Raw genomic sequence first — 21,027 nt, 5'->3', positions numbered from 1 at the left:
GTATATGCGTAAGAAGATGTGAAGTATAAAATATTATAAAAAGCCAGTGACTCCTGTTATTTAAGAGCCACTGGCCTTTTTTTCGGTCAGACAAACGCTTTACAGTCAGACAAACGTTTTGCGGACTGATTTTACGCGGCACTGTTTTTTGAAAAATGCAATTCCATAGTTAAGAACTTCTGTGTAGCCTTCCTCTGGCAGCCAGTCGTTGTAATGGTTTGCTTCGATCTGTTTCAGAGCGGCGTCACAGGCGGTCTCCATACCTTTGTAGGTATCGGACACCATCAGCTCCAGAATAATGGGGGGCTTCGATACATTGAGACTGCGTATCGCAATGTCGTATCGCCCAAGTCCGGCCTCTCTGTTAGATGTTACAAGGTATTCCTTCAAATTCTCTAAAATTCCCAGAAAAAAACCGTGGTAGAATGCTTCGCCTCCATCCATATAGCTGATGGAGTTTATTAGCAGCTCCGACAACTCCTTCTGGAAGCTTTCCGCCTCACCGCTTAAAAGTGCCTGATAAAGAGCGGTCATATCCCTTGTTTTTATCAGATCACGAAACCAGTTCATAACTGTGCTGTTATAGATATACCGTACCTCTCTGTTGGGAATGGCCAGGCGGACATATGGGATATCCTCTTCCAGCCTGACGGAAATCTGTTTCAGGTAACCGGTAAAGAACAGAAAATTCCAGAGATTATCCTCAGAATCATAGATATCTCCGTATGTGATGTCTTCGTGAACCGGTTTTTCTATGGTGCCGTCGGCTATAAGATTTTCGATTTCAGCTTTTACCTGGAAGTCCGCCCGCTCTACCAGGTCCTTTACTATGGCATTGGAACTGGTATTTTTCCAATAAGGGAACGGAAATGCTGTCGGGTTTATTGACAGAGCTTTTACGTAATTAATCACGCTCCAGGGATTATAAACTTCGGCATTCCCGAACAGGTATCCATCGTACCATTCCTTTAGTTCCATCTGCTTTTCCGCTCTGTGATAATCCTTGAGCATCTGATCGGCTTCCTCCTGCAGGAAACCAAAATGTTCTCCGTAGGCATCAGACAGAATGGAATGAATCTCCAGATTGTTCAGACCTGTAAAAATGGATTCTTTCGAAACCCTTAAACAACCGGTCATCACTGCAAATTCCAGGCATGGATTTGTCTTGAGCGCCGATTCAAAAACGGAACGGATAAAACTTATCATCTGGTCATAAAAACCCGCGAACCAGGAGTTTTCCAGAGGTACATCGTATTCATCGATGAGGATAACGGTTTTTGCATCATAACATTTCGTCAGACATTCAGAGAGAAAACGGATTGAGGTAGCGTATTCCTGTTCACTGCCTTCTTCTTTTGCTATTCTTATATATTTATCCTTTTCCAGCTCTAATTTTCCGCTGTCAAGAATCGATATATGGCGTTTGTATTCTCTGGCGATTTCTTCACGCAGGCAGCCGAAGGCCAGTTCATAGGAGGGCTGTTTTCCTGATTTTAAGGAGAGGTTTATGACTGGATACGCATTCATTTTTGCCAGATAAGTGTCGCCGGCTTCCATAATTTTCATTCCTTGAAATAAAAAACGATTGCGTTCATTCCATTCATTTACACCTGTATTTTCAAAATAGTACTGGAGCATGCTTATATTCAGGGTTTTGCCGAATCGGCGGGGACGGGTAAATAAGTTCACTTTCCCCTTCAGATCGAGCAGTTCCTTTATGAACCAGGTTTTATCTACGTAGTAGTAGCCACCGAGAATTAATTCATCAAAGCGGTCAATTCCGATAGGCAGTGGTTTATATTTCATAAAGACGACCTCCTTTTGCCAAGTCAATGGTATCGTATTCTTTGCTAATTATATCAGAAAGCCAGGGTGTTCTCAATCGTTTCAATCAGGTATTATGTAGAAGTACACTGCAAAATTATTTCAAAATCCTTAAGATGGTGGATTGTTCCCCGCAATCTATGGTATAATGTGATGCAAAATGGATTATTATGCAGTTTTGCAGCTGTTACAGATATTTTTATATAGCAGGAGGAAATCATACGATGCAGGCAGTATTACTGGCAGGTGGACTGGGAACCAGGCTTCGTTCCGTGGTGGCTGACCGACCGAAGCCCATGGCGCTCATTGGGGATAAGCCGTTTATGGAGTATGTGGTGCGGGAGCTGAAGAATCATGGAATCACGGAAATCGTTTTCGCTGTTGGATATAAAGGCTCTATGGTGGAAGAATATTTTGGTGACGGAGAACGTCTGGGAATCAAGGTTTCCTATGCGTATGAGGAGACTCTGTTAGGCACTGCAGGTGCCATTAAGAATGCCGGCCGTCTGGTGACGGATGAGCGTTTTTTCGTCTTAAATGCGGATACCTTTTATCAGATTCAGTATGACCGTCTGGTGAAGATGAGCCAGGAGAAGAATCTGGACATGGCGCTTGTACTCCGTGAGGTACCCGATGTGTCGCGGTATGGCCGGGCTGTCCTGGAAGGAGACCGTCTGACTGCGTTTGATGAAAAGACGGAAGGTGCCAGTCCGGGGACGATAAACGGCGGGGTTTATTACATGAAACGCGCCCTGCTGGACGAGATACCGGAGGGAAAGGTTTCCTTAGAGCATGATATGATTCCAAAATGGCTTTCCGGCGGGGAGAAGGCTCTCGGCGGAATTGTAAACGACGGATATTTCATTGATATCGGAATTCCGGAGGACTATTACCGTTTCATAGATGATGTGGAGAAAGGGGCAGTAACTGTATGATAATCAGAGGAAGAGCGCCGCTTCGGGTCAGTTTTGGCGGCGGAGGCACGGATGTGGCGCCGTTCTGCGTGGAGCAGGGCGGAGCGATCATTGGAAGCACGATCAACAAGTATGCGTATTGTTCCATCGTTCCCAGGAATGACGATCAGATAATCGTCCATTCGCTGGACTTCGATATGACGGTGAAATACAATACAAAGGAAAACTACGTTTACGACGGCCGCCTGGATCTCGTAACGGCGGCGTTAAAGGCCATGGACATCAAGCAGGGATGCGAGGTATACCTGCAGTGCGACGCACCTCCAGGATCCGGTCTTGGAACGTCTTCGACGGTTATGGTGGCGCTGCTGATTGCCATGGCGAAGTGGAAGGGCGTTTATTTAGACGGTTATGCCCTGGCCGATCTGGCATACCAGGTGGAACGGGAAGACTTAAAGATTGACGGCGGCTATCAGGATCAGTACGCGGCTACCTTCGGCGGATTTAACTTCATTGAATTCCATGGACGCAACAATGTGGTGGTGAATCCGCTGCGCATTAAGAAGGAAATCATCCACGAGCTGCAGTATAATTTACTGCTGTGCTATACGGGAAATATCCATGTGTCCGCCAATATCATCAAGGATCAGGTGAAGAACTACGAGAAGAAGGACGCGTTCGACGCCATGTGTGAGGTGAAGGCGCTGGCTTATGCCTTAAAGGACGAGCTTTTAAAGGGGAACTTATACAGCTTCGGCAAGCTGCTGGACTACGGATGGCAGAGCAAGAAGCGCATGAGCAGCAAGATCACCACTCCGCAGATCAACGAACTCTATGATGAGGCGCTGAAGGCGGGGGCTCTTGGCGGGAAGCTGCTGGGCGCGGGCGGAGGCGGATATCTGCTGGTATACTGTCCCTACAATGTGCGCCATAAAGTGGCGGCCAGGCTGGAAGCGGCGGGCGGTCAGCTGACGGACTGGAATTTCGAACTCAGAGGCGCCCAGGCATGGGTGACGGATGAGGAACGGTGGAATTACGACAGTGTGAAGGTGCACATGCCTAACGGAGACTACACATTTAATCTGTAAAACGGGAACCTATGTAATTTGAATAAAAAAATATATTACAGGAAGACGATGCATGGACAGAGTTATTTTTTTAGACCGGGATGGAACCATTAACGAAGAGGTGGAGTATTTACACAGGCCGGAGGATTTAAGACTTCTTCCCGGTGTGGGAGAGGCCATCCGGCGTCTGCGGGAGCATGGATTTGCCGTCGTTGTGGTGACGAATCAGGCGGGAGTCGCAAGAGGGTATTATGAGGAAGAAGACGTAACTGTGCTCCATGACTTTATGAATGAGCAGTTAAAAGAGCAGGGCGCCTGTATAGACCATTTTTTCTACTGCCCCCATCACCCGGTTCACGGAATTGGAAAATACCGGGTGGCATGCCATTGCCGTAAACCGGAGACCGGAATGTTTCTCATGGCGGAGCAGTTCTATCAGGTGGATAAGGCCAATTCCTATATGATCGGCGATAAGCTGCTGGATGTGGAAGCAGGCCATAACTACGGCGTGAAATCCGTGCTTGTGGGGACCGGATACGGCGCAGAGACTGTGGCAGACATGACGGAGGAGGAACAGAAGAACGCATTCGAACACTACTCCCCGAATCTGCTGTCTGCGGCGGACTGGATAATCGGAGAAACCACGACAAAACGCCCATAACAAAATGCCCTTAAAAAGGAGGAACGATAAGATGGAACCTATGAAGTATTTAGAGGAACTGGTGGAGCGGTATCCGGTACTTGATGCGGTAAAAGATGATGTGCAAAAAGCGTATGAACTGCTGGAAGCCTGCTATGAACAGGGCGGGAAGCTGCTGATTGCCGGTAACGGCGGAAGCTGTGCCGACGCGGAACACATTGTCGGTGAACTGATGAAGGGATTCGTGAAACGCAGAGAGGTATCCGATTCTTTTGCCGAATGCTTAAGAAACGCTGATGAGGTCCGGGGAGCGGAACTGGCGAAGAAGCTGCAGGGCGGCCTTCCGGCCATTGCCTTAACCGGCCACGCAGGACTTTCCACCGCCTATTTGAATGATGTGGACGGGGATCTGATCTTCGCCCAGCAGACGTACGGATACGGAAGGCCTGGCGATGTGCTGATCGGTATTTCGACCTCCGGCAATGCGAAGAACGTGATGTATGCCATGACCGTTGCAAAGGCCCTGGGCATGAAGACCATCGGACTCACTGGAAAAGACGGCGGAGCGCTGAAGAGAGAGGCCGATGTTTCTGTCGTCGTGCCTGAGACGGAGACATTTAAGATTCAGGAGCTGCATCTTCCTGTTTATCACGCCCTGTGCCTGATGCTGGAAGAACGCTTTTTCTAAATTCGGGACAGATTGGAGACTGCTATGACAGAAAAGCACTTTATGGATGGAATCGGTAAATGGAAGGATGAGATCATTGCCGCGGGACTTCTTATGGCGTTTGCCTTCTTCATAAACAGAGGAATTGAAATAAAGGGGCTTTATATGGATGACCTCTATCTGTGGTCCTGTTACGGAGAGCAGACCTTTGGGCAGTTTATATTTCCCATGGGGAGTACGCGGTTCCGTTTCCTGTATTATCTGGCCGCATGGCTGGAGCTGGCGGTAATCGGTAATCATATCGGATGGTTTGTACCTCTGAACATCATCTTAAACGGCTGTATCGCCTATTCGGTATACCGGTTTGGAAAGCGGCTGTCGAGAAGCTATCTGATGGGACTCGGATGCGGGTTTCTGTACCTCTTATCCAGAATGTCCTACTACCAGATCAGCCAGGTGTACGGGCTGATGGAGAGTCTGGCTCTGTGGGCAGCGCTGGGGATTCTTTACTGTCTGCTTCGTTACGTGGATGAGAAGGGGGAGGGAAAGAAGTACTTAATCCGGTCGTGCGTGCTCTATTTTGCAGTCTGCTTTATTCATGAGCGCTATCTGGCGCTGCTTCCCCTCATTTATCTGGCGATTCTGTATAAAAAGGGAAAAAAGAAGGCGTTCTGGTTTCTTCCTGCTGGAGTGTTCGCAGTGGTCATGGCGATCCGTGTGCTGACGACCGGAGGTGTAGCGCCTGCAGGCACGGGAGGGACCAATGTCGCCGAGACGTTCAGCGTGATGACCTCCATACGCTATGCGATCGACCAGGTCCTGTATATTTTCGGCATCAATGCCGGACCGGGCCATCTAAGCGGCGCCAGCTGGACCGAGTCGCCGTCATGGATCCATGTGCAGATCATTGCCGCGGACCTGGTGCTGCTGGTGCTTGTGATACTGGCAGTCATCCGTTTGATCCGGGATAAGGAAGGCCGCCTTAAGTATCTCCGTGATATCAGCCTGTTCCTTGTATTTATCGCCCTCTGTATCGGCGCATCCAGTGTCACAATCCGTGTGGAGACGAGATGGATCTATGTGTCCATGACAACTGCCTATCTGCTGGCCGCCTATTTATATGGGATGATAACGGCAAAGCCGGAACACGGCAAGGTCGTTGATATCAAGCGGGAAGCGAGAAAGGCAGCCGATAAAAAAGCGGGACGCCAGAGCGCGGTTCTCTGCGGCGGCCTGTTTCTGGTCTATATTATCATCATGTTTCCCGTGGAGAATTACTACCGGGGACAGTATCCCAACCTCTATTTCTGGGCCGACCAGCAGCGGTATAATTCGCTGGCGGAGGAGACGTATGGAAAATACGGGGATGATATCTTCGGCCGGAAGATCTATATCATAGGTAATTCATACCAGATGAGCGATTTCACGGCGAGGACCTTCTTCAAGGAGTTTGACCGTGACAGGAAGGCGGAAGGAACGGAAGTTCATTTCATCGATTCCATCCATGATATCGGCCTGATCACCAATAATATGCTGGTGCTGAAGGAAGATCCGGCCCACAACGCGTTCCAGGATGTCACCGACTTTGTACGTAATTTAAAATGCGAGGCGGTATACGGATATTACCGGGATGGCTGGATGGACGAGAGCGCCGAAGTCAGGGTTATGACAGGAACCAGCGGAGTGATCAAATTGGAGATCTATTACCCGGGAGAACTGACGGGATTGGAGATTTCGAAGATTTCCCTGAATGGGGAACCTGTCAAAGATCTGGTCATCAATCAGAATACCATGAAGCTGGAGATTGAGGCGGAACCGAATCAGATCGCCTGCCTCCGGTTTGATAATAATTTTTATTTAAAAGACGCGGGAGAACAGAGAGGGGAGAAACGTTTCTCCATGATTGTGAATTTTGCCGCAGACTAGTGCCGCCGGGAGGCATTAATACAGCATTACATTAGAATGAATTACCTGGAAAGGAACTTTATGAAACGCAGATACTATTTATCCATCCTTCCCCTGGCCGGAATCCTGTTCGGCATGTGGTATATCCATATTGCGGCTTCCGATGTGATCTATTCCGATTATATCAGACTGGTGAACAGTTATCTTCCGGATGTGTGGAACCCGGCCAAATTCTTTGTGCCGGATGTTCTCACCAGAATTCCGGTAAATTATCTGTCCCGCATCATCAATGTGGCGTTTTTCGGATTCAACACCATGTTTGACCGGGTGCTCGGCGTTCTTGCGCTGGGACTTTCCGGATTTGTCCTGGGAAAATACTGCCTGTTAAGGAAGGTGGGGGCCGTCTGGTTTACTATCCTGATGGCGCTGATGTTCAGCCTGAATAAATGGGAGATGCTGATCAATGGAAGCGGCTGGGCCCATTTCCTGGCCTTCGCCGGATTCTATTACCACTATCTCGTTATGGACAGGCTGTGGACCGGGGACGAGAAGCCGGGAGACAGAAAGCTTCTCGTGATCCTTCCGTTTGCCATAACCATCCTGACGGCCGGTCCGTACTGCGCTGTCTATTCTGTGGTGGTCATGATGGCATATGGCTTCATGGCGATTCTGGATTACCGGAAAACGAAGCGGCTTGAGAAAACGTATCTTCTCTATGCTCTGTGTACACTGGCGGCTCTGCTCCTTTATATGTGGAGTAATTCGCTTACGGTGGAGGATCATGCCGCGGCGGCCGAGGTGGGGCTGTTCACACAGCTTGCGCAGACTCCGGGCTTTTTTGTCCGGTTTATCCTGATCTCCTTTTCCTCCATGGTCGTTGGAATCGAGGAGGCAATTGCCGCATTTAAGGGGAATATCCTCCCGTTTGCGATTCTGGGATTCCTTGTGATAGCAGCTTACTTATACGCGCTGTATTTAAATTTCCGGTACCGGCTGTATGAAAAGTCAATGGTGCCACTCATACTGATTGTATCGGGAGGGCTCAACCATGTGCTGATTCTCCTGTCACGGTGGATTTTTCTGGTTGATGACTATGGCGCCAGTTCGAGATACGCCCTGCAGTTTCAGGCGGGGATATTTGGAATTATACTGACTTTTGCGCTGTGCCGGAACGAAATGGTGATGAAAAAAATGGTGCGCGGAAAATACCGGCTGTTCTCTGCAGCGGTTGTTTCTTTCTGCCTGCTGTTTCTGGCCGGTAATGCGTATACGACATACCATGAACTGAAAAAGGCTCCAGATCGGAAAGGAACCTTTGAGATACGGGCGCAGATGGCGCTGAACTTCGAAGAGATGACGGATGATGAACTGAGGGCCGGGTTTGAATACCGGACGACCCGCCCGGAAAGCGGGGCGCAGGTCAGGGAGGCGCTGACGATCTTAAAAGACAACGGGTGGGGTGTCTTTAGGCCAAATAAATAAATTTGTAACTGAGGTGGAGAAACTGATGGAACGGACTCATAAATCTCCCCGCGGGAGGCGGGGCGGCTGCTTTCTGCAGAGCATAGGGCTGGTTTTACTTCTGTGGGTGTGCGCCCTGTGGGCGATCGCGTATTCCGCGGACCAGTTGTTCGTAAAGGGAATCCTGTCATGGCACAGGCAGCAGAAAGAATATTACGATATGATGGCAGAAGTAACTGCGCTCTTCTGCGTTTTTACTGTCCTGTATGGACTCATAAGAAGCCGGATTTTAAAGGCGGTCGGGACCGTGGCAGTTCTGTCCGTCTTTTTCTGGGGGCATATGGTATTTCTCCCGGTGGTGACGGCAGGCGTCTATCTGGCCTACTTGACTGTATTGGGAGAATTTTTTTGCAGAAGGGTCCTGAGGCTTAAGGCGTCCGACGGCGCAGCGGTACATTTCCTGTGCGGCTCTCTTCTTGTGATCCTGGTCTTCTGCCTGATGTCGGCCGTGGGAATCGGCGCCATCGGGTATCTGCAGGTATTTGTGGCAGCCAGCGGAATTCTTCTGGTGTTCTGGCGGTGTGCGCGGTGCGGTAAGAAAAATGTGGAAGAACCGGCTGGAAATGGACGGGGAAATAACTGGAAAAATAGCTGGGGATATAGCCGGAGGGCCGGGAGGGAGAGTGAGAGCGGAATTTGGCTCATGGCGCTCTGCTTTGCGTTTATCGTGACCATGTTCTGTATACAGGCCGGGCGCATGAATACCGCCCTGGATTTTGACAGCCTCTGGTACGGCGTCCGCTCCCGGTACGTGCTGGACAATGGAAACGGAATTTACGAAAATATGGGGACCATCGGAATCGTCTACACCTATTCCAAGGGCTGGGAAGTGATGACGCTTCCCCTCGCAAATCTGCCCTCATACAGCTTCCTTCTTGCTTTTAATCTGTGGCTGACGGCGGGCGTCATATTTATGGCGTACCAGATTGCCCGTTTCTATATGGGAAAAGGCCACTCGACCGTATTTGCGGCTCTTTTAGCCGGTGTGCCGGGTATCATGAATATGGCCATCACTACAAAGACGGATATTGCCACGCTTCTCTTCCAGGAAATCATGATCTGTTATCTTCTCAAGTATTTGAAGGAGGGCAGAAGGGAGTGGAGATATCTGGTATATGGATTTGCCGCCTTCTTTCTGACGTGGACACTGAAGCCGACGGCTCTCGTATTTTCTACCGCTATTCTCGGTATGAGCGTGCTGTTTCTGTTGTGGAAACGCCTGCTTCCGTTGTGGGGCAGGAAAAGAAAGGCTGGACAGGCCGGTGGGAAAGGGAATGCTGGACAAGGCGGCGCTCTGGGGCTTTTTCTGCTGTCGATTCTGGCACTCGCCGGAATCTGGGCTAGAACGGTAATCATCACAGGGCTTCCGGTGACCTCGGTGTTCTCCTCCATTCTTACGAAGCTTGGGCTGGAGATGAAGTATCCCTTCAATGTCAATAAAATTCCTAACAGCGGGGCGGAGCTGCCTCTTGGCGAACAGCTTGTGAATTTTATCGAGCGGGCCTTCGGCTTCCTGCTTCGGCCGCTGGGCGTGGATATGGACCATGTGATTCTGGCCTGGGGTGGATTTCTGCTGTTTATCCTGCTTCTTTTGTGGATATTCAGTTTGTTTTACAGAAAAAATGTGGAAAATGATAGTGAAAGGCTGCTTTCGTCCTGGCTGAACGTAGTGTTTATCCCCTTTTTGATCGTCTGCGTAGTCAGTCTCTATATGCTGGTCCAGGTGGACGGAAATTACTTTATGCTGCTGTATGTCCTGGCTGCGCTTTACGTGATGCGGCTTGTGGTCCGTATCTCCGATAAGGCGGTGAGAAAGGGGCTATGCGGTATACTGGTTCCTGTCATGTGTTTCTGTGCGGTGGTGTCCTCCCTGACAAACTGGAGCTGGGTCGTAGGATTTTCGCCGGTTTCCTGGAATCATCACGGGTACTACGACCACCAGGAGGCGAAGCACCAGGAAATGGTGGAAAAAGGAAACGGGCAGATCTGGGATATTCTTGCGGAAGACCCCGAAAACCGTCTGATTGCGGTGGGAGACCATCCCGGAGTGCTGGGATTCCCCTGCAATGCCCAGTCGTACGATGATATCACCGGTTCCTGGGGAAATGTGGTTCTGGTGAAAACCATGGATAATTTCGTGGAATTTATGGACTATGCGAAGACGGATTACGTCTATACAGAGGCCGGATATATGGAAGAGGAACAACGGTGTTACAGCCTCGTTCGCACGCTCATTGAATATGGCAAGCTGATTCCTGTCTGTTATGAGGAGGGAAACATGCTGGCGCGGGTGGATATCGACGGAGAATATACGGAAACCAGCCGGGCAGCATTGACAGAATTTGACAAATGTTATATAAAGAAGAATGTGGAATAGGCGGAAAGGTTGGAGTAGGAAATGAAGAAAGAAGTTAAAATAGGAATCGGGCTGGTATTTCTGGCGTTTTACGTGTTTCTGATCATGCAGTTTGGCAAGGTATTCGTGTATTATGACGACTTCGGATATTTATCGCTCAGCTATGGAAACACGGTGCCGGATGTGATTGGTTCCAATTATACGTTATCCCTGCTGCTTTCCTTTATGGGGAAACACTACTTCTATTCGAATGGAAGGCTGTTCTATTTATTCCTGTTCAGTTTTTTAAATATGATAGGCGGACTGGCTGCGGTCCAGGCCTTTATGGCGACCAGTGTTCTGACGATTCTGATTCTGGTCCATTACGTGGTAATGCGCCATATAAAGCCTGCGGGATGGCGCCCTGTGTTTCTGGCTGCTTTTATCTGCCTGCTCTATGGAACCATCGGAATTCTGATTCAGCGTCTGGGAACGTACTGGTATGCGGCCAGCTTTCTGTATGTTGTACCTACGGTTACATTTCTGGTACTGGCGGTTCTTTACTATGAGACAATTGGGGAAGAACCGGAGACCTGGAAAAAGGCAGTCTGCATCGTGCTGGCATTCTTCGCAGCATTTTCTCAGGAAGAGTGGCTGGTGGCCGTGATCGGATATATCTGCATGGTGATCGCCTGGAAGACTTTGAAAAAATACCGCGTCCGCGCTTACGATTTCGGAACGCTGGCAGCGGCTGTGGCCGGGGCGCTTCCGATTCTGACCTCACCGGCGGTAAAGATGCGTATGGACAACAACAGTGAGTTTTCCAATCTGCCGTTTATCCAGAAGGTAATGACCAACCTAAGAAATTTGATGAACCTGTTTTTTTCTTCCGATAATCAGAATTACCTGGCAGTGCTCCTGATGGCTCTAATGGGGCTTGGAGCCTATATGATCTGGAAGAAGATGAAGCTTCCTGTTTTAAATATCGTTTATCTGGCATTTTCCGCGGCCATCACTGTGTACCTGTTCCTGAAGCTGAACCGCCATGTCCTGGGGGCTGGCGGCCATTCTCAGGCGATGATATGGGTTCTGTTTCTCTATCTGATCGTGACTGCGGTACAGGTGATCCGTATTTTATATGACAGAGACCAGATTTTGATGGGAATGATATTCCTGGCGGCGATTCTGACACTGGCCTGCCTTGTGGTGGTGCCGGAACTTCCCCAGAGGGTGCTTCTTCCGTTTATCTATCTGTCCTATACACTGTTCGGGTACTTATTCTGCCTGATCCTGCTGGAACGGAAGAGCGTGGTATGGGGGCTGGCCGGGCTCGCCTTCGTGGCGGCTGTCAGCATTCCCAACCTTAAGAATATTTACCGGGGGTACAGCATCAACTATGAAGTGCTCATGTACAATGACGGTGTCATCCGGGATGCTGCGGCACGAATCCGCGGGGGAGAGGAGATAAAGAAATTAACTCTTTATGAGAATCCCGACCGTCTGTGCAGCTGTGAGATGGTTTACGATGAGAATTTTAAGTATATGATATACTGGATGGACGAGTATTACGATTTGCCGTCCGAAGTGGAACTGGAGTATGAGCCAATCACTGATTTGAGTGCATGGCAGCAAACACACTGACTTAAAGGAGTATAAATTGTGGAGAAAAAATTATCGGTCGTCGTATCCTGCTATAATGAGGAACTGGCGCTGCGCCAGTTTTACGCGGAGACGTCGAAGGTACTGAAAAGCTTAAGCTGGGATTATGAACTTATTTTCGTCAATGACGGAAGCCAGGATGGCAGCATTGAAATTCTGAAGGAACTGGCGGCTGGGGATGAGAAGGTGAAGGTGGTGGATTTTTCCCGCAATTTCGGCCACGAGGCCGCTATGATTGCGGGCATGGACTACAGCAGCGGGGACGGAATCGTCTGTATGGACGCGGACCTTCAGCATCCGCCGGAATGCCTGCCTGGAATCATTGCAAAGCTGGACGAGGGGTACGATGTCATCAATATGGTCCGTACGAAAAATGAGTCTGCCGGCTGGTTTAAGAACTTTGCCGGAGCGGCGTTTTACCGGCTGATTAATATTCTCTCCGATGTGAAATTTGAACCGAACGCCTCCGATTTCTTTGCTGTATCGAAGAAGGCGGCAAAGGTGCTTAAGACAAATTACCGTGAAAAGGTTCGTTTTCTTCGCGGCTATGTGCAGAATATCGGATTCAGACGGACAACCATTGAATACGAGGCCAGAAACCGCGTGGCCGGGGAAAGCAAGTACAGCATCAAGAAGCTGATAACATTTTCCATGAATACGATCATGTGCTTTTCCAATCTGCCGCTGAAGCTGGGCATTTACGCCGGCGGATTTGCGGGAGTCCTGGGAATTATTATGATGATCTACACGATCTGGAGCTGGGCGGAAGTTGGAACACCCAGCGGCTACGCGACAACCATTGTGCTGATCTGCTTCATGTTTGCGATTCTCTTCCTTATTGTCGGGATCATCGGGAATTACATTGCGATTCTGTTTGCAGAATTGAAGGACAGGCCGATCTATATTGTGGGTGAGACGAAGAATTTCCCGGACGAGAAGGAATAAGAATAGATATAAGTGTTTGAGCAGTTCTGCGAAAATAGAGAAAAGCGGGGAAAGTCAAGATGACATGTAAAAAAGTGGATACGATGAACTATGTAGTGGCGTTTCTGGAAAAACTGGTCAATACGCCGAGTCCCAGTGGATTTACGGATGAAGTGATGGCTTTGGTGGAGAAGGAGGCGGCCGGTTTTGGGTTCCTGTCCCATTACAGCAGGAAAGGCGGTCTCATCATTGAGGTTCCCGGGAATACGGATGCGGTTCTGGGGCTTTCCGCCCATGTGGACACGCTGGGGGCTATGGTCCGTTCCATCAGCTCCGAGGGAATGCTGCGCATCGTTCCGGTGGGCGGCTTTATGATGGAGAGTATTGAAGGAATGTACTGTAAGGTGCATACCAGAACCGGAAAGGTATATACCGGTACGATTCTCACAAAGGAACCGTCGGTTCATACGTATGATGATGCCAAAACCCTGGAGCGAAAACCGAAGAATATGGAAGTTCGCCTGGATGAGAGAGTGAAGAGTGAAGACGATGTCAAAGCGCTGGATATCTCCGCCGGTGATTATATCAGCTTTGATCCGATGTTTGTCTATACGGAAAACGGGTTTATCAAGTCACGCCATCTCGATGATAAGGCCTCCGTGGCTGTGCTGATGGGGGTATTGAAGGAGCTGGGGGAATCCGGTGTGAAGCCGGAGCGCACACTTAAGATCGTAATCAGCAATTATGAGGAAGTCGGTTTCGGCGCAAGCTGGATTCCGGAAGATATCGAGGAATTTATCGCAGTTGATATGGGAGCGCTGGGTGATGATCTGGCTGGGGATGAATACCGGGTATCCATCTGCGCACTGGATTCTTCCGGGCCATACGATTACAAGATGACAAGCCGTCTGATCGAGATCGCAAAGGAGCGGGAGATCGGGTATGCCGTGGACATTTTCCCGCATTATGGCTCTGACGTGGGAGCGGCTCTGCGCGGCGGTCACAATATCCGCGGCGCGCTGATCGGACAGGGTGTTCATGCGTCGCATGGAACGGAGCGGACTCATGTGGAAGGGCTGGAGCAGACACTTCGGCTGATTGAAGGGTATCTTGGACTGAACTAGGACGTGCAGATGGGGAGGTCAGAATGAAGATGGTTACATTAACCAGGGAGCAGGCGCGGCGTTTTTTGCTGCGGAGACATGGCCTTTTGGGCGGATACCGGTTTGAAGGAAAACGGGGAGTCCTGGAGTTTGTAAAACAGGAGGGATGTATACAATTCGATCCGGTAAACGTATGCGGAAGGAGTCCGGAACTGGTCCTGTTGTCCCGGGTAAAGGGATTTACGAAGCAGATGCTTTATGAGCTTCTGTACCAGGACCGGGTGCTGATTGATTACTTCGATAAAAACCTCTCCATCTTTGCCACGGAGGACTGGCCCTATTTTGAATGCTACCGCGACCAGCACCGGCAGTGGGAACGGAGCCATGCCGATATCGAGACGGTGAGTGAGCAGGTGAAAGGGATCATTGCGGAGCGGGGAGCGGTCTGTTCCGCCGACTTGGATATGCCGGGGAAGGTGCACTGGTACTGGAGCGATACGAAGCTTTCCCGGGCGGCGCTGGAACATCTGTATTTTACCGGTGATCTGGCTGTTCATCACAAAAAGGGTACGGTAAAATATTACGACTTGATCAGCCGCTGTGTCCCGGAGGAAATTAGAAACCGGAAGGATCCGCTGCCGAATGAACAGGAACACCAGAAATGGCGCATTCTGCGGAGAATCCGTTCCGTCGGTTTCTTATGGAACCGCCCGTCAGATGCATGGCTGAATATTACAAACTTAAACGCTGCCGGCCGCCGGACTATTTTCGAAAGCCTGCTGAAAGAGCATGCCATCGTTCCCGTTTCGATAGAAGGAATCCCTGAAACTTTTTATATGGCTAGCGAGGATCTGGAACTGGCGGATGCGTGCGGAGCAGGGAAGAACTGGAAGAAAAGGTGCGAGTTTCTGGCGCCGCTCGATAACCTGCTGTGGGATCGGAATTTGATTCGCATGATCTTTGACTTCGATTATAAATGGGAGATTTATACTCCAGTGGAGAAACGGAAATACGGCCATTACGTGCTCCCGATTCTCTACGGCGACCGCCTGATCGGACGTATCGAAGCACCATACGACCGGAAGGAAAAGCAGCTGAATGTGAAAAATATCTGGTATGAGCCGGGAGTCAGGAAGACGGCAGAGATGCAGAGGGCGCTTAACGGTGCAGTGGAGCGGCTGGCTGAATTTAACCGGGGAGAAGTTAGCGGTTTTACCTTTCCGCCGCCGTAAATATATTTGCGATTCAGAATCATCTATAGTATAATTATATTTATGAATAAATATCAATGGTTCCTATAATGGCACTTATGAGAAGCGTATTTTCTTATAGGTGCTTTTTTTCATCAGATCTGATTCCGCCAGATCTGTATTTTTTTGGAATTTTCCGGAAATTCCTGTTAATTTTTACGCACGTTGATAAACATAAGTGCCATTATAGGAAAAATATCCAATAACGGCGTTTTTATCAAACGTTTTGTGCGAAAGGAGCTCCTCAAAATGACTGAGAAAGTATGTTTTACCAATCTGGAGACAGATGAAAAGTTAAATTATCTTTATGATGAGATGAGAGGATTGGCAAAGAGGCAGGACCAGATGATGGGGGATTTGGAATACATAGGAAAGCAGCTCAGACGGATAGAGATTATTCAGGATGATAATATTGCGGACAGCATTGCGGCCATGGTATCAAATTTTTCGGACATATCAAAAAAGATGGATCATTTCATTAACATGGAAGCGGTCCTTCATACAATAAAGTCAGATGTGAAGATCATAAAAGAGCTTTAGAGTGTGTTCCTGGTGCGGGGCCGGCTATTTGCCGGCCCGCTCCAGGTCTTTCTGAAATACGTTGAGATCCTGCCCCTTCAGAGCCCGTTCCAATAGCTGTGGAACCTTCTGAGGATTGCACGCAAAGCAGGGGATTCCCATGGAGGCAATCCGGCCGGCGATCTGTTCGTCGTAGTAGGGACGGCCGCCGTCAGCAATGGCGAGAAGGCAGATGACTGACACCCCGGAATCCTTCATTTCGCCCAAACGGCGCAGAAGGCCGGCGCGGCTTCCGCCTTCCATCAAATCGCTGATAAGGAAGAACAGGGTTTTCTTTGGGGTATCAATCAACAGTTGGCAGTAGGCCACCGATTTCTCGATGTCGGTGCCTCCGCCTAGCTGGAAGCCAAACAGAAGATCCACCGGATCATCGCATTTTTCTGTTAAGTCCACCACATTCGTGTCGAAGGCTATGATATGCGTTTTTAAGGACCGGAGACTGGCCAGAATGCAGCTGATCACGGAGGAGTAGATCACCGATTCTCCCATGGAGCCGCTCTGGTCCACATCCAGGATCACTGTGTAGCGGTTGGACATATTTTTGGATGTCCTGTCATAAAAGTAAAAGCGTTCCGGGACCAGCTTCTTCAAATCGGGATTATAGTTCTTCAAATTCCGGCGGATTGTTTCCTTATAGTCGAGGGCAGCGGCTGATGGGATCGGGCTGTGGCGCCTCCGGTCAACCGCGGCGGTAACGGCTCTGCGGATATCGTCTGCCAGCAGGCGGTTAATCTCTTCCACGATCCGTTCAATAAAGGAACGGACCTGCTCCTTGGAGCGTTTTGGTATCTGATCCTTCAGGGTCAGCATCATGGAAGCCAGATTTAAGTCCGGTTCCAGCTTTTCCAGGAGCTCCGGCTCGAACATCAGCTGTTTTAAGCCGCAGCGTTCCATGGCATCTGCCTGGATGATCGATACCAGTTCCTTGTCGAAAAGCGATCTCACATCGCCCAGCCATTTGGAGACAACGGGGGCCGAAGGGCCTTTGCCTGCGCCGCGGGCGCCGAAGCCTCCGCCGGAGGAGGTATTGTCATAGATGGCGGCAAGCGCCTGATCCATCAAATCCTGTTCCCCGCTTAAGGAGGTGTCGCCCATAGCAGAAAATCCGGCCTCACTCTCTTCACCCAGAATTAACCGCCACCTTTTGATTCTATCTTCCAGTTCCATATATGTCACCTCCCATGTAACTTTTGAGCACTCTCGGAAACTCCTGTTCAGACGGCTCATCTTCCTGGCCGAAAAAGCCGGTCATATTCCGTCAAAGTCAAAATCATCCAGCGAATCTATCATTTCCAGTTCTTCCGTCTTTAAGGCGCGGGTCACGGTTTCGGAGACCTGATCCTTGTTCACCTGCCAGATTTCCCCCAGATTCTCTGCCACATCGGCTTTTTCGCCTGGAGTAAAATCAGAAAATGCCCGCCGGAGAAAAAGTAGCGCCCGTTTAAACTCTTCCTCATCCAGAGTATCTAAGTAGCTGCTTAGTTCCTTCCACAGGCTGAGCCGGGCGATAAGGGCGTATCGATTCTTTTTCGACAGCCCTGCAAACCATCCGGCCCCCAGTTCGGCCGGAATTCCCTTTGAAAGCCGTCTCTGGACTTCCCGACCCAGCTCCTCATCCTGCATGCGGCCGCGTTCCAGAAGAACAGCCGTGCAGAAACCGGAGATTCTGGTGTTTAAATCATCCCGCGAGGCGATCTCCTCCATGAGGCGGACGAAACGCTCCTCATCCAGAAAATCGTGGTGAAGGCAGACAGAATTTAACCGATCCACACTTCTTACAATCTGTTCCGCGGCGGGATCGTCGCAGAAACAGGCAGAGACCAGCAGCAGGCAGGCGCGCAGGAAAATCTGTTCCAGAACGGGAACCAGCGGGGATGAATCGAGCCGCCGGATATCTCCAAAACGCATGACCACGGAGATGCTTTCCGCCGAAGCCGCAAGATCGGTCAGAGCAGAAGAGTCCGCGGCCAGGTGCTGCAGAATATCCGTGATATAAGCGACCATCTCCGGCATGCCGCAGAGGTAAGATTCCTCCAGAAGCTTTGCAGCGGCGCTGATTTCCGTGGCTTCCCTGGCCCGCTCTCTCATGGAAAAGGAGGCGGCCCCTGTGACCGTGTCCCCCTTCAGCGTGGCTTCAACCAGCTCGATCTCGACCTCCGGCGTCCATTTTAGTGTCCAGGCCTCCGCCCATGTGGCGTCCTCCTGCCTGAGCGGCTGCAGCGTACCGAAGCCGACATTTAACACCCTTAAACGGTGCAGAAAAAAAGAACGGTTCAAGTCGCGGAATGCGGCCGCTTCGGATTTTACATTTAGATTTTCGCGAAGGTCCAGGGATATGCTTTCCGCCACCTCGGACCGGTATTTCTCCAGCTTTAAATCCCGCAGATTCCGGTAAAAATCATCCTGAAGGCTGGTGCGGCTCACCCCCTGAGGAAGGGAGCCTGTCACAGTCCCGATCTCCGTGGCTGCGGCGGCGAGGGCGATTTCAGAAAAATGTCCATGCCCCATGCAGGTTACGGCAGCGTCGCGCAGATCACAGAGGGCAGGCAGACTGTGTCCGCCTAAAGCGGCCAGAGATTTGGAAAGTTCGACCGCTTCGATGACTTCAGCGGACGAGACCATGAAGCCATGCTCTCTCTGGTAGGTGGAAATGGAGGTCAGGTACGTATAGAGCGCCAGCTCCCGGTCCTGTTCCAGGAAAGAGCGCCAGACCATTCCGTAATAGAAGGGGGCCTTGTTACCGGCGCCGTATCCGGATCGGGAGGAGAGGCGGTAATAGGAGTAGGGCATCAGCGTCACGCTGCACTCCACGGCCGGAAGCTCTCCCCGCTCTTTGTCGGTCATGGCAGGGGCGTCGCTTAAAAGGCCTGCCGTATGGTACGCTCCGGTGACCACCACCGTGCGTTCCGGCGCGAAGCCTTCTGCGGCAGCCCGGGCAATCTGGCGGCGCATGTAAGCCTCGCGGACGAGGATTTCGGGCCAGTCGCTGTCATTTCCCGCGGTCAGGCTGCGCAGCTCTTCACCGAATACCGCCGCCCCGGCCATATATTCCTCCGGAGTCTGGCTGTGCTCCATGGTATATTCCCAGAATGCCTCATGACCGCCTTCTCCGCACTGGGAATCCAGCAGCCGGTATACGTCGCCATAGCCCTGATTCTCTGAATCATCGGAAAGAGTGGTCTCCGTCACCGGTCTCTGAATGCCCAGAAATACGCCTGAAGGCAGATCGATGAAACGGCAGGGGACGCCATGGTCCTTCGCCCAGAGCACCGCCTGATACTCCGGTGAATATTCTGCAAACGGGTACAGGATCGTGCGGATAGGCGACTCTTTTGTGTAGGCCATGACCGCGATCGGCGGTCTCGTCTTGGCCCCTGCAATGTCGCCAAGGAGAGCGGTAAAATCGGAGGGGCCCTCCACTAATATCAGTTCCGGTTCCCTTTCGTCCAGGAGCCGTCTCAAATGGTATGCGCCGGCGGGCGAAAGATGACGGATTCCAAAACAAACCGGATGCTCCATCTATTTGTTCAACTCCTTACACTCTTTGTAAAGGCCAAGCCACTGGCTGCCGCGTTTTTTCATGATGTTTTCCAGATACTCCTTAAAGACCATGCTGTCCTTGTCCTCGTCCTTTACGATGGCGCCCTGCAGAGCGGCCGCCAGATCGTAGTCGGTAATCGTTCCGTTTCCGAAGCTTCCCGCCAGAGCCATGCTGCCGGCAAGAAGGGAGATGGCCTCAGCCGTGGAGAGTACTCCGGAGGCCGGCTTTAGTTTCTGTTTTCCATCCAGCGTCATCCCGCTCCGCAGTTCACGGAAAATGGTGCAGACCTTTTCCACCACGTCTGCTTCCGGGAGTCTGGCGTTTAATTCCAGATTGGCCGCCATCTGATCCACCCTGGTTTTTACGATTTCCATTTCAGAGGTTAAGTCTGAGGGCGTCGGAAGGACCACGATGTTGAAACGCCGTTTCAGGGCGGCAGACATCTCGTTGACACCTTTATCGCGGGTGTTGGCCGTTGCGATAATGGAGAAGCCTTTTTTTGCCGGCAGCTCGTAGGCCAGCTCCGGTACCGAAATCCGTTTTTCGGACAAAATGGAGATCAGCGCATCAGAAACCTCGGAGGCGCAGCGGGAAATCTCCTCAATTCTGGCGATACTTCCGGTTTCCATGGCGCGGTAGACCGGACTTTTGATCAGCGCCTCGTCGGAGGGCCCCTGGGCGATCAGCATGGCGTAGTTCCAGGAATACCGTATGTGTTCCTCCGTGGTGCCTGCAGTTCCCTGTACTACCTTCGTAGAATCTCCGTTAATGGCGGCCGTTAAATGTTCCGACAGCCATGATTTGGCCGTTCCCGGTTCGCCGATTAAAAGCAGGGCGCGGTCGGTGACAAGCGTGGCGATGGCGATTTCCACCAGGCGTCTATTTCCAATATATTTCGGTGTGATTTCTATTCCGCCGGCCCGGCCACCTGTGATGTAGGTGAGCACGGAGCGGGGGCTCATACGCCATCCGGACGGCACCGGATCCTTTTCCGATGCGATCAGGGCGTCGATCTCTCTCTGATACATTTCCTCGGCGGGCATACGCTGTACATTGTCGTTGTCTTGTCTGTTCTTTTCTGTTACCATCATTTACCTC

At 50.7% G+C, this 21,027-nt stretch carries 16 protein-coding genes; 12 read left to right on the top strand and 4 right to left on the bottom strand.

The features are described 5' to 3' along the window. Positions 1-105: 105 nt before the first annotated feature. On the bottom strand, positions 106-1,806 hold the full coding sequence (locus H8S75_RS06570) for an AAA family ATPase (RefSeq protein ID WP_187020173.1): 1,701 nt from the start codon (positions 1,804-1,806) through the stop codon (positions 106-108). 242 nt (positions 1,807-2,048) lie between these two features. Between H8S75_RS06570 and H8S75_RS06565 the strand changes: the two genes are divergently transcribed. The 12 genes from H8S75_RS06565 (at position 2,049) to H8S75_RS06510 (ending at position 16,349) form a co-directional block, all read left to right on the top strand. Further along, a complete protein-coding gene (locus H8S75_RS06565) occupies positions 2,049-2,759 on the top strand; it encodes a nucleotidyltransferase family protein (RefSeq protein WP_025529486.1) in 711 nt (236 codons plus the stop codon). Next, positions 2,756-3,826: a GHMP family kinase ATP-binding protein gene (locus tag H8S75_RS06560; RefSeq protein ID WP_002604790.1), complete on the top strand. Its 1,071-nt coding sequence runs from the start codon at positions 2,756-2,758 to the stop codon at positions 3,824-3,826. The genes H8S75_RS06565 and H8S75_RS06560 overlap by 4 nt, the downstream gene beginning before the upstream one ends. Positions 3,827-3,878: 52 nt before the next feature. Continuing rightward, entirely contained in the window at positions 3,879-4,466 is a 588-nt protein-coding gene (gmhB, locus tag H8S75_RS06555; RefSeq protein ID WP_187020171.1) for a D-glycero-beta-D-manno-heptose 1,7-bisphosphate 7-phosphatase, read from the top strand. 31 nt (positions 4,467-4,497) lie between these two features. Continuing rightward, a complete protein-coding gene (locus H8S75_RS06550; protein ID WP_187020169.1) occupies positions 4,498-5,133 on the top strand; it encodes a D-sedoheptulose-7-phosphate isomerase in 636 nt (211 codons plus the stop codon). Positions 5,134-5,157: 24 nt separating this feature from the next. Next, positions 5,158-7,038: a hypothetical protein gene (locus H8S75_RS06545; protein WP_187020168.1), complete on the top strand. Its 1,881-nt coding sequence runs from the start codon at positions 5,158-5,160 to the stop codon at positions 7,036-7,038. Positions 7,039-7,098: 60 nt separating this feature from the next. Continuing rightward, entirely contained in the window at positions 7,099-8,499 is a 1,401-nt protein-coding gene (locus H8S75_RS06540; protein WP_187020166.1) for a hypothetical protein, read from the top strand. A gap of 25 nt (positions 8,500-8,524) precedes the next feature. After that, positions 8,525-10,915, top strand: coding sequence for a glycosyltransferase family 39 protein (locus H8S75_RS06535; protein ID WP_187020164.1), 2,391 nt, complete (start codon positions 8,525-8,527; stop codon positions 10,913-10,915). A 21-nt stretch (positions 10,916-10,936) separates the two neighbouring features. Continuing rightward, positions 10,937-12,514, top strand: a complete 1,578-nt coding sequence (locus H8S75_RS06530; RefSeq protein WP_187020163.1) for a DUF6056 family protein — start codon at positions 10,937-10,939, stop codon at positions 12,512-12,514. Positions 12,515-12,532: 18 nt separating this feature from the next. After that, positions 12,533-13,477, top strand: a complete 945-nt coding sequence (locus H8S75_RS06525; protein WP_002604783.1) for a glycosyltransferase family 2 protein — start codon at positions 12,533-12,535, stop codon at positions 13,475-13,477. Between the two features lie 59 nt (positions 13,478-13,536). Further along, complete coding sequence (locus tag H8S75_RS06520) at positions 13,537-14,580, top strand: M42 family metallopeptidase (protein WP_187020161.1); 1,044 nt, start codon at positions 13,537-13,539, stop codon at positions 14,578-14,580. Between the two features lie 23 nt (positions 14,581-14,603). Beyond that, on the top strand, positions 14,604-15,791 hold the full coding sequence (locus H8S75_RS06515) for a winged helix-turn-helix domain-containing protein (protein WP_187020160.1): 1,188 nt from the start codon (positions 14,604-14,606) through the stop codon (positions 15,789-15,791). 267 nt (positions 15,792-16,058) lie between these two features. Beyond that, the gene (locus H8S75_RS06510) at positions 16,059-16,349 is read left to right on the top strand and encodes a hypothetical protein (RefSeq protein ID WP_187020158.1); all 291 of its coding nucleotides are present in this window, start codon (positions 16,059-16,061) and stop codon (positions 16,347-16,349) included. A gap of 24 nt (positions 16,350-16,373) precedes the next feature. Here the strand turns inward: H8S75_RS06510 and H8S75_RS06505 are convergent, their stop codons facing one another. From H8S75_RS06505 to H8S75_RS06495, 3 genes are all read right to left on the bottom strand, one after another. After that, on the bottom strand, positions 16,374-17,555 hold the full coding sequence (locus H8S75_RS06505) for a VWA domain-containing protein (RefSeq protein ID WP_187020156.1): 1,182 nt from the start codon (positions 17,553-17,555) through the stop codon (positions 16,374-16,376). 81 nt (positions 17,556-17,636) lie between these two features. Next, a complete protein-coding gene (locus tag H8S75_RS06500) occupies positions 17,637-19,907 on the bottom strand; it encodes a DUF5682 family protein (protein WP_187020154.1) in 2,271 nt (756 codons plus the stop codon). After that, positions 19,908-21,017: an AAA family ATPase gene (locus H8S75_RS06495; RefSeq protein ID WP_187020618.1), complete on the bottom strand. Its 1,110-nt coding sequence runs from the start codon at positions 21,015-21,017 to the stop codon at positions 19,908-19,910. Between the last annotated feature and the right edge of the window lie 10 nt (positions 21,018-21,027).

The sequence above is a fragment of the Hungatella hominis genome, assembly GCF_014288005.1.
GTDB lineage: Bacteria > Bacillota > Clostridia > Lachnospirales > Lachnospiraceae > Hungatella > Hungatella effluvii.
Note: the sequence above shows the minus strand (reverse complement) of the source record. Positions and strands in the feature narration are given on the sequence as shown.

Bases quoted from the DNA above. Each gene is read 5' to 3' on its own strand.
- H8S75_RS06570 (WP_187020173.1), bottom strand. From the start codon at position 1,806: ATGAAATATAAACCACTGCCTATCGGAATTGACCGCTTTGATGAATTA.
- H8S75_RS06565 (WP_025529486.1), top strand. From the start codon at position 2,049: ATGCAGGCAGTATTACTGGCAGGTGGACTGGGAACCAGGCTTCGTTCC.
- H8S75_RS06560 (WP_002604790.1), top strand. From the start codon at position 2,756: ATGATAATCAGAGGAAGAGCGCCGCTTCGGGTCAGTTTTGGCGGCGGA.
- gmhB (WP_187020171.1), top strand. From the start codon at position 3,879: ATGGACAGAGTTATTTTTTTAGACCGGGATGGAACCATTAACGAAGAG.
- H8S75_RS06550 (WP_187020169.1), top strand. From the start codon at position 4,498: ATGGAACCTATGAAGTATTTAGAGGAACTGGTGGAGCGGTATCCGGTA.
- H8S75_RS06545 (WP_187020168.1), top strand. From the start codon at position 5,158: ATGACAGAAAAGCACTTTATGGATGGAATCGGTAAATGGAAGGATGAG.
- H8S75_RS06540 (WP_187020166.1), top strand. From the start codon at position 7,099: ATGAAACGCAGATACTATTTATCCATCCTTCCCCTGGCCGGAATCCTG.
- H8S75_RS06535 (WP_187020164.1), top strand. From the start codon at position 8,525: ATGGAACGGACTCATAAATCTCCCCGCGGGAGGCGGGGCGGCTGCTTT.
- H8S75_RS06530 (WP_187020163.1), top strand. From the start codon at position 10,937: ATGAAGAAAGAAGTTAAAATAGGAATCGGGCTGGTATTTCTGGCGTTT.
- H8S75_RS06520 (WP_187020161.1), top strand. From the start codon at position 13,537: ATGACATGTAAAAAAGTGGATACGATGAACTATGTAGTGGCGTTTCTG.
- H8S75_RS06515 (WP_187020160.1), top strand. From the start codon at position 14,604: ATGAAGATGGTTACATTAACCAGGGAGCAGGCGCGGCGTTTTTTGCTG.
- H8S75_RS06510 (WP_187020158.1), top strand. From the start codon at position 16,059: ATGACTGAGAAAGTATGTTTTACCAATCTGGAGACAGATGAAAAGTTA.
- H8S75_RS06505 (WP_187020156.1), bottom strand. From the start codon at position 17,555: ATGGAACTGGAAGATAGAATCAAAAGGTGGCGGTTAATTCTGGGTGAA.
- H8S75_RS06500 (WP_187020154.1), bottom strand. From the start codon at position 19,907: ATGGAGCATCCGGTTTGTTTTGGAATCCGTCATCTTTCGCCCGCCGGC.
- H8S75_RS06495 (WP_187020618.1), bottom strand. From the start codon at position 21,017: ATGGTAACAGAAAAGAACAGACAAGACAACGACAATGTACAGCGTATG.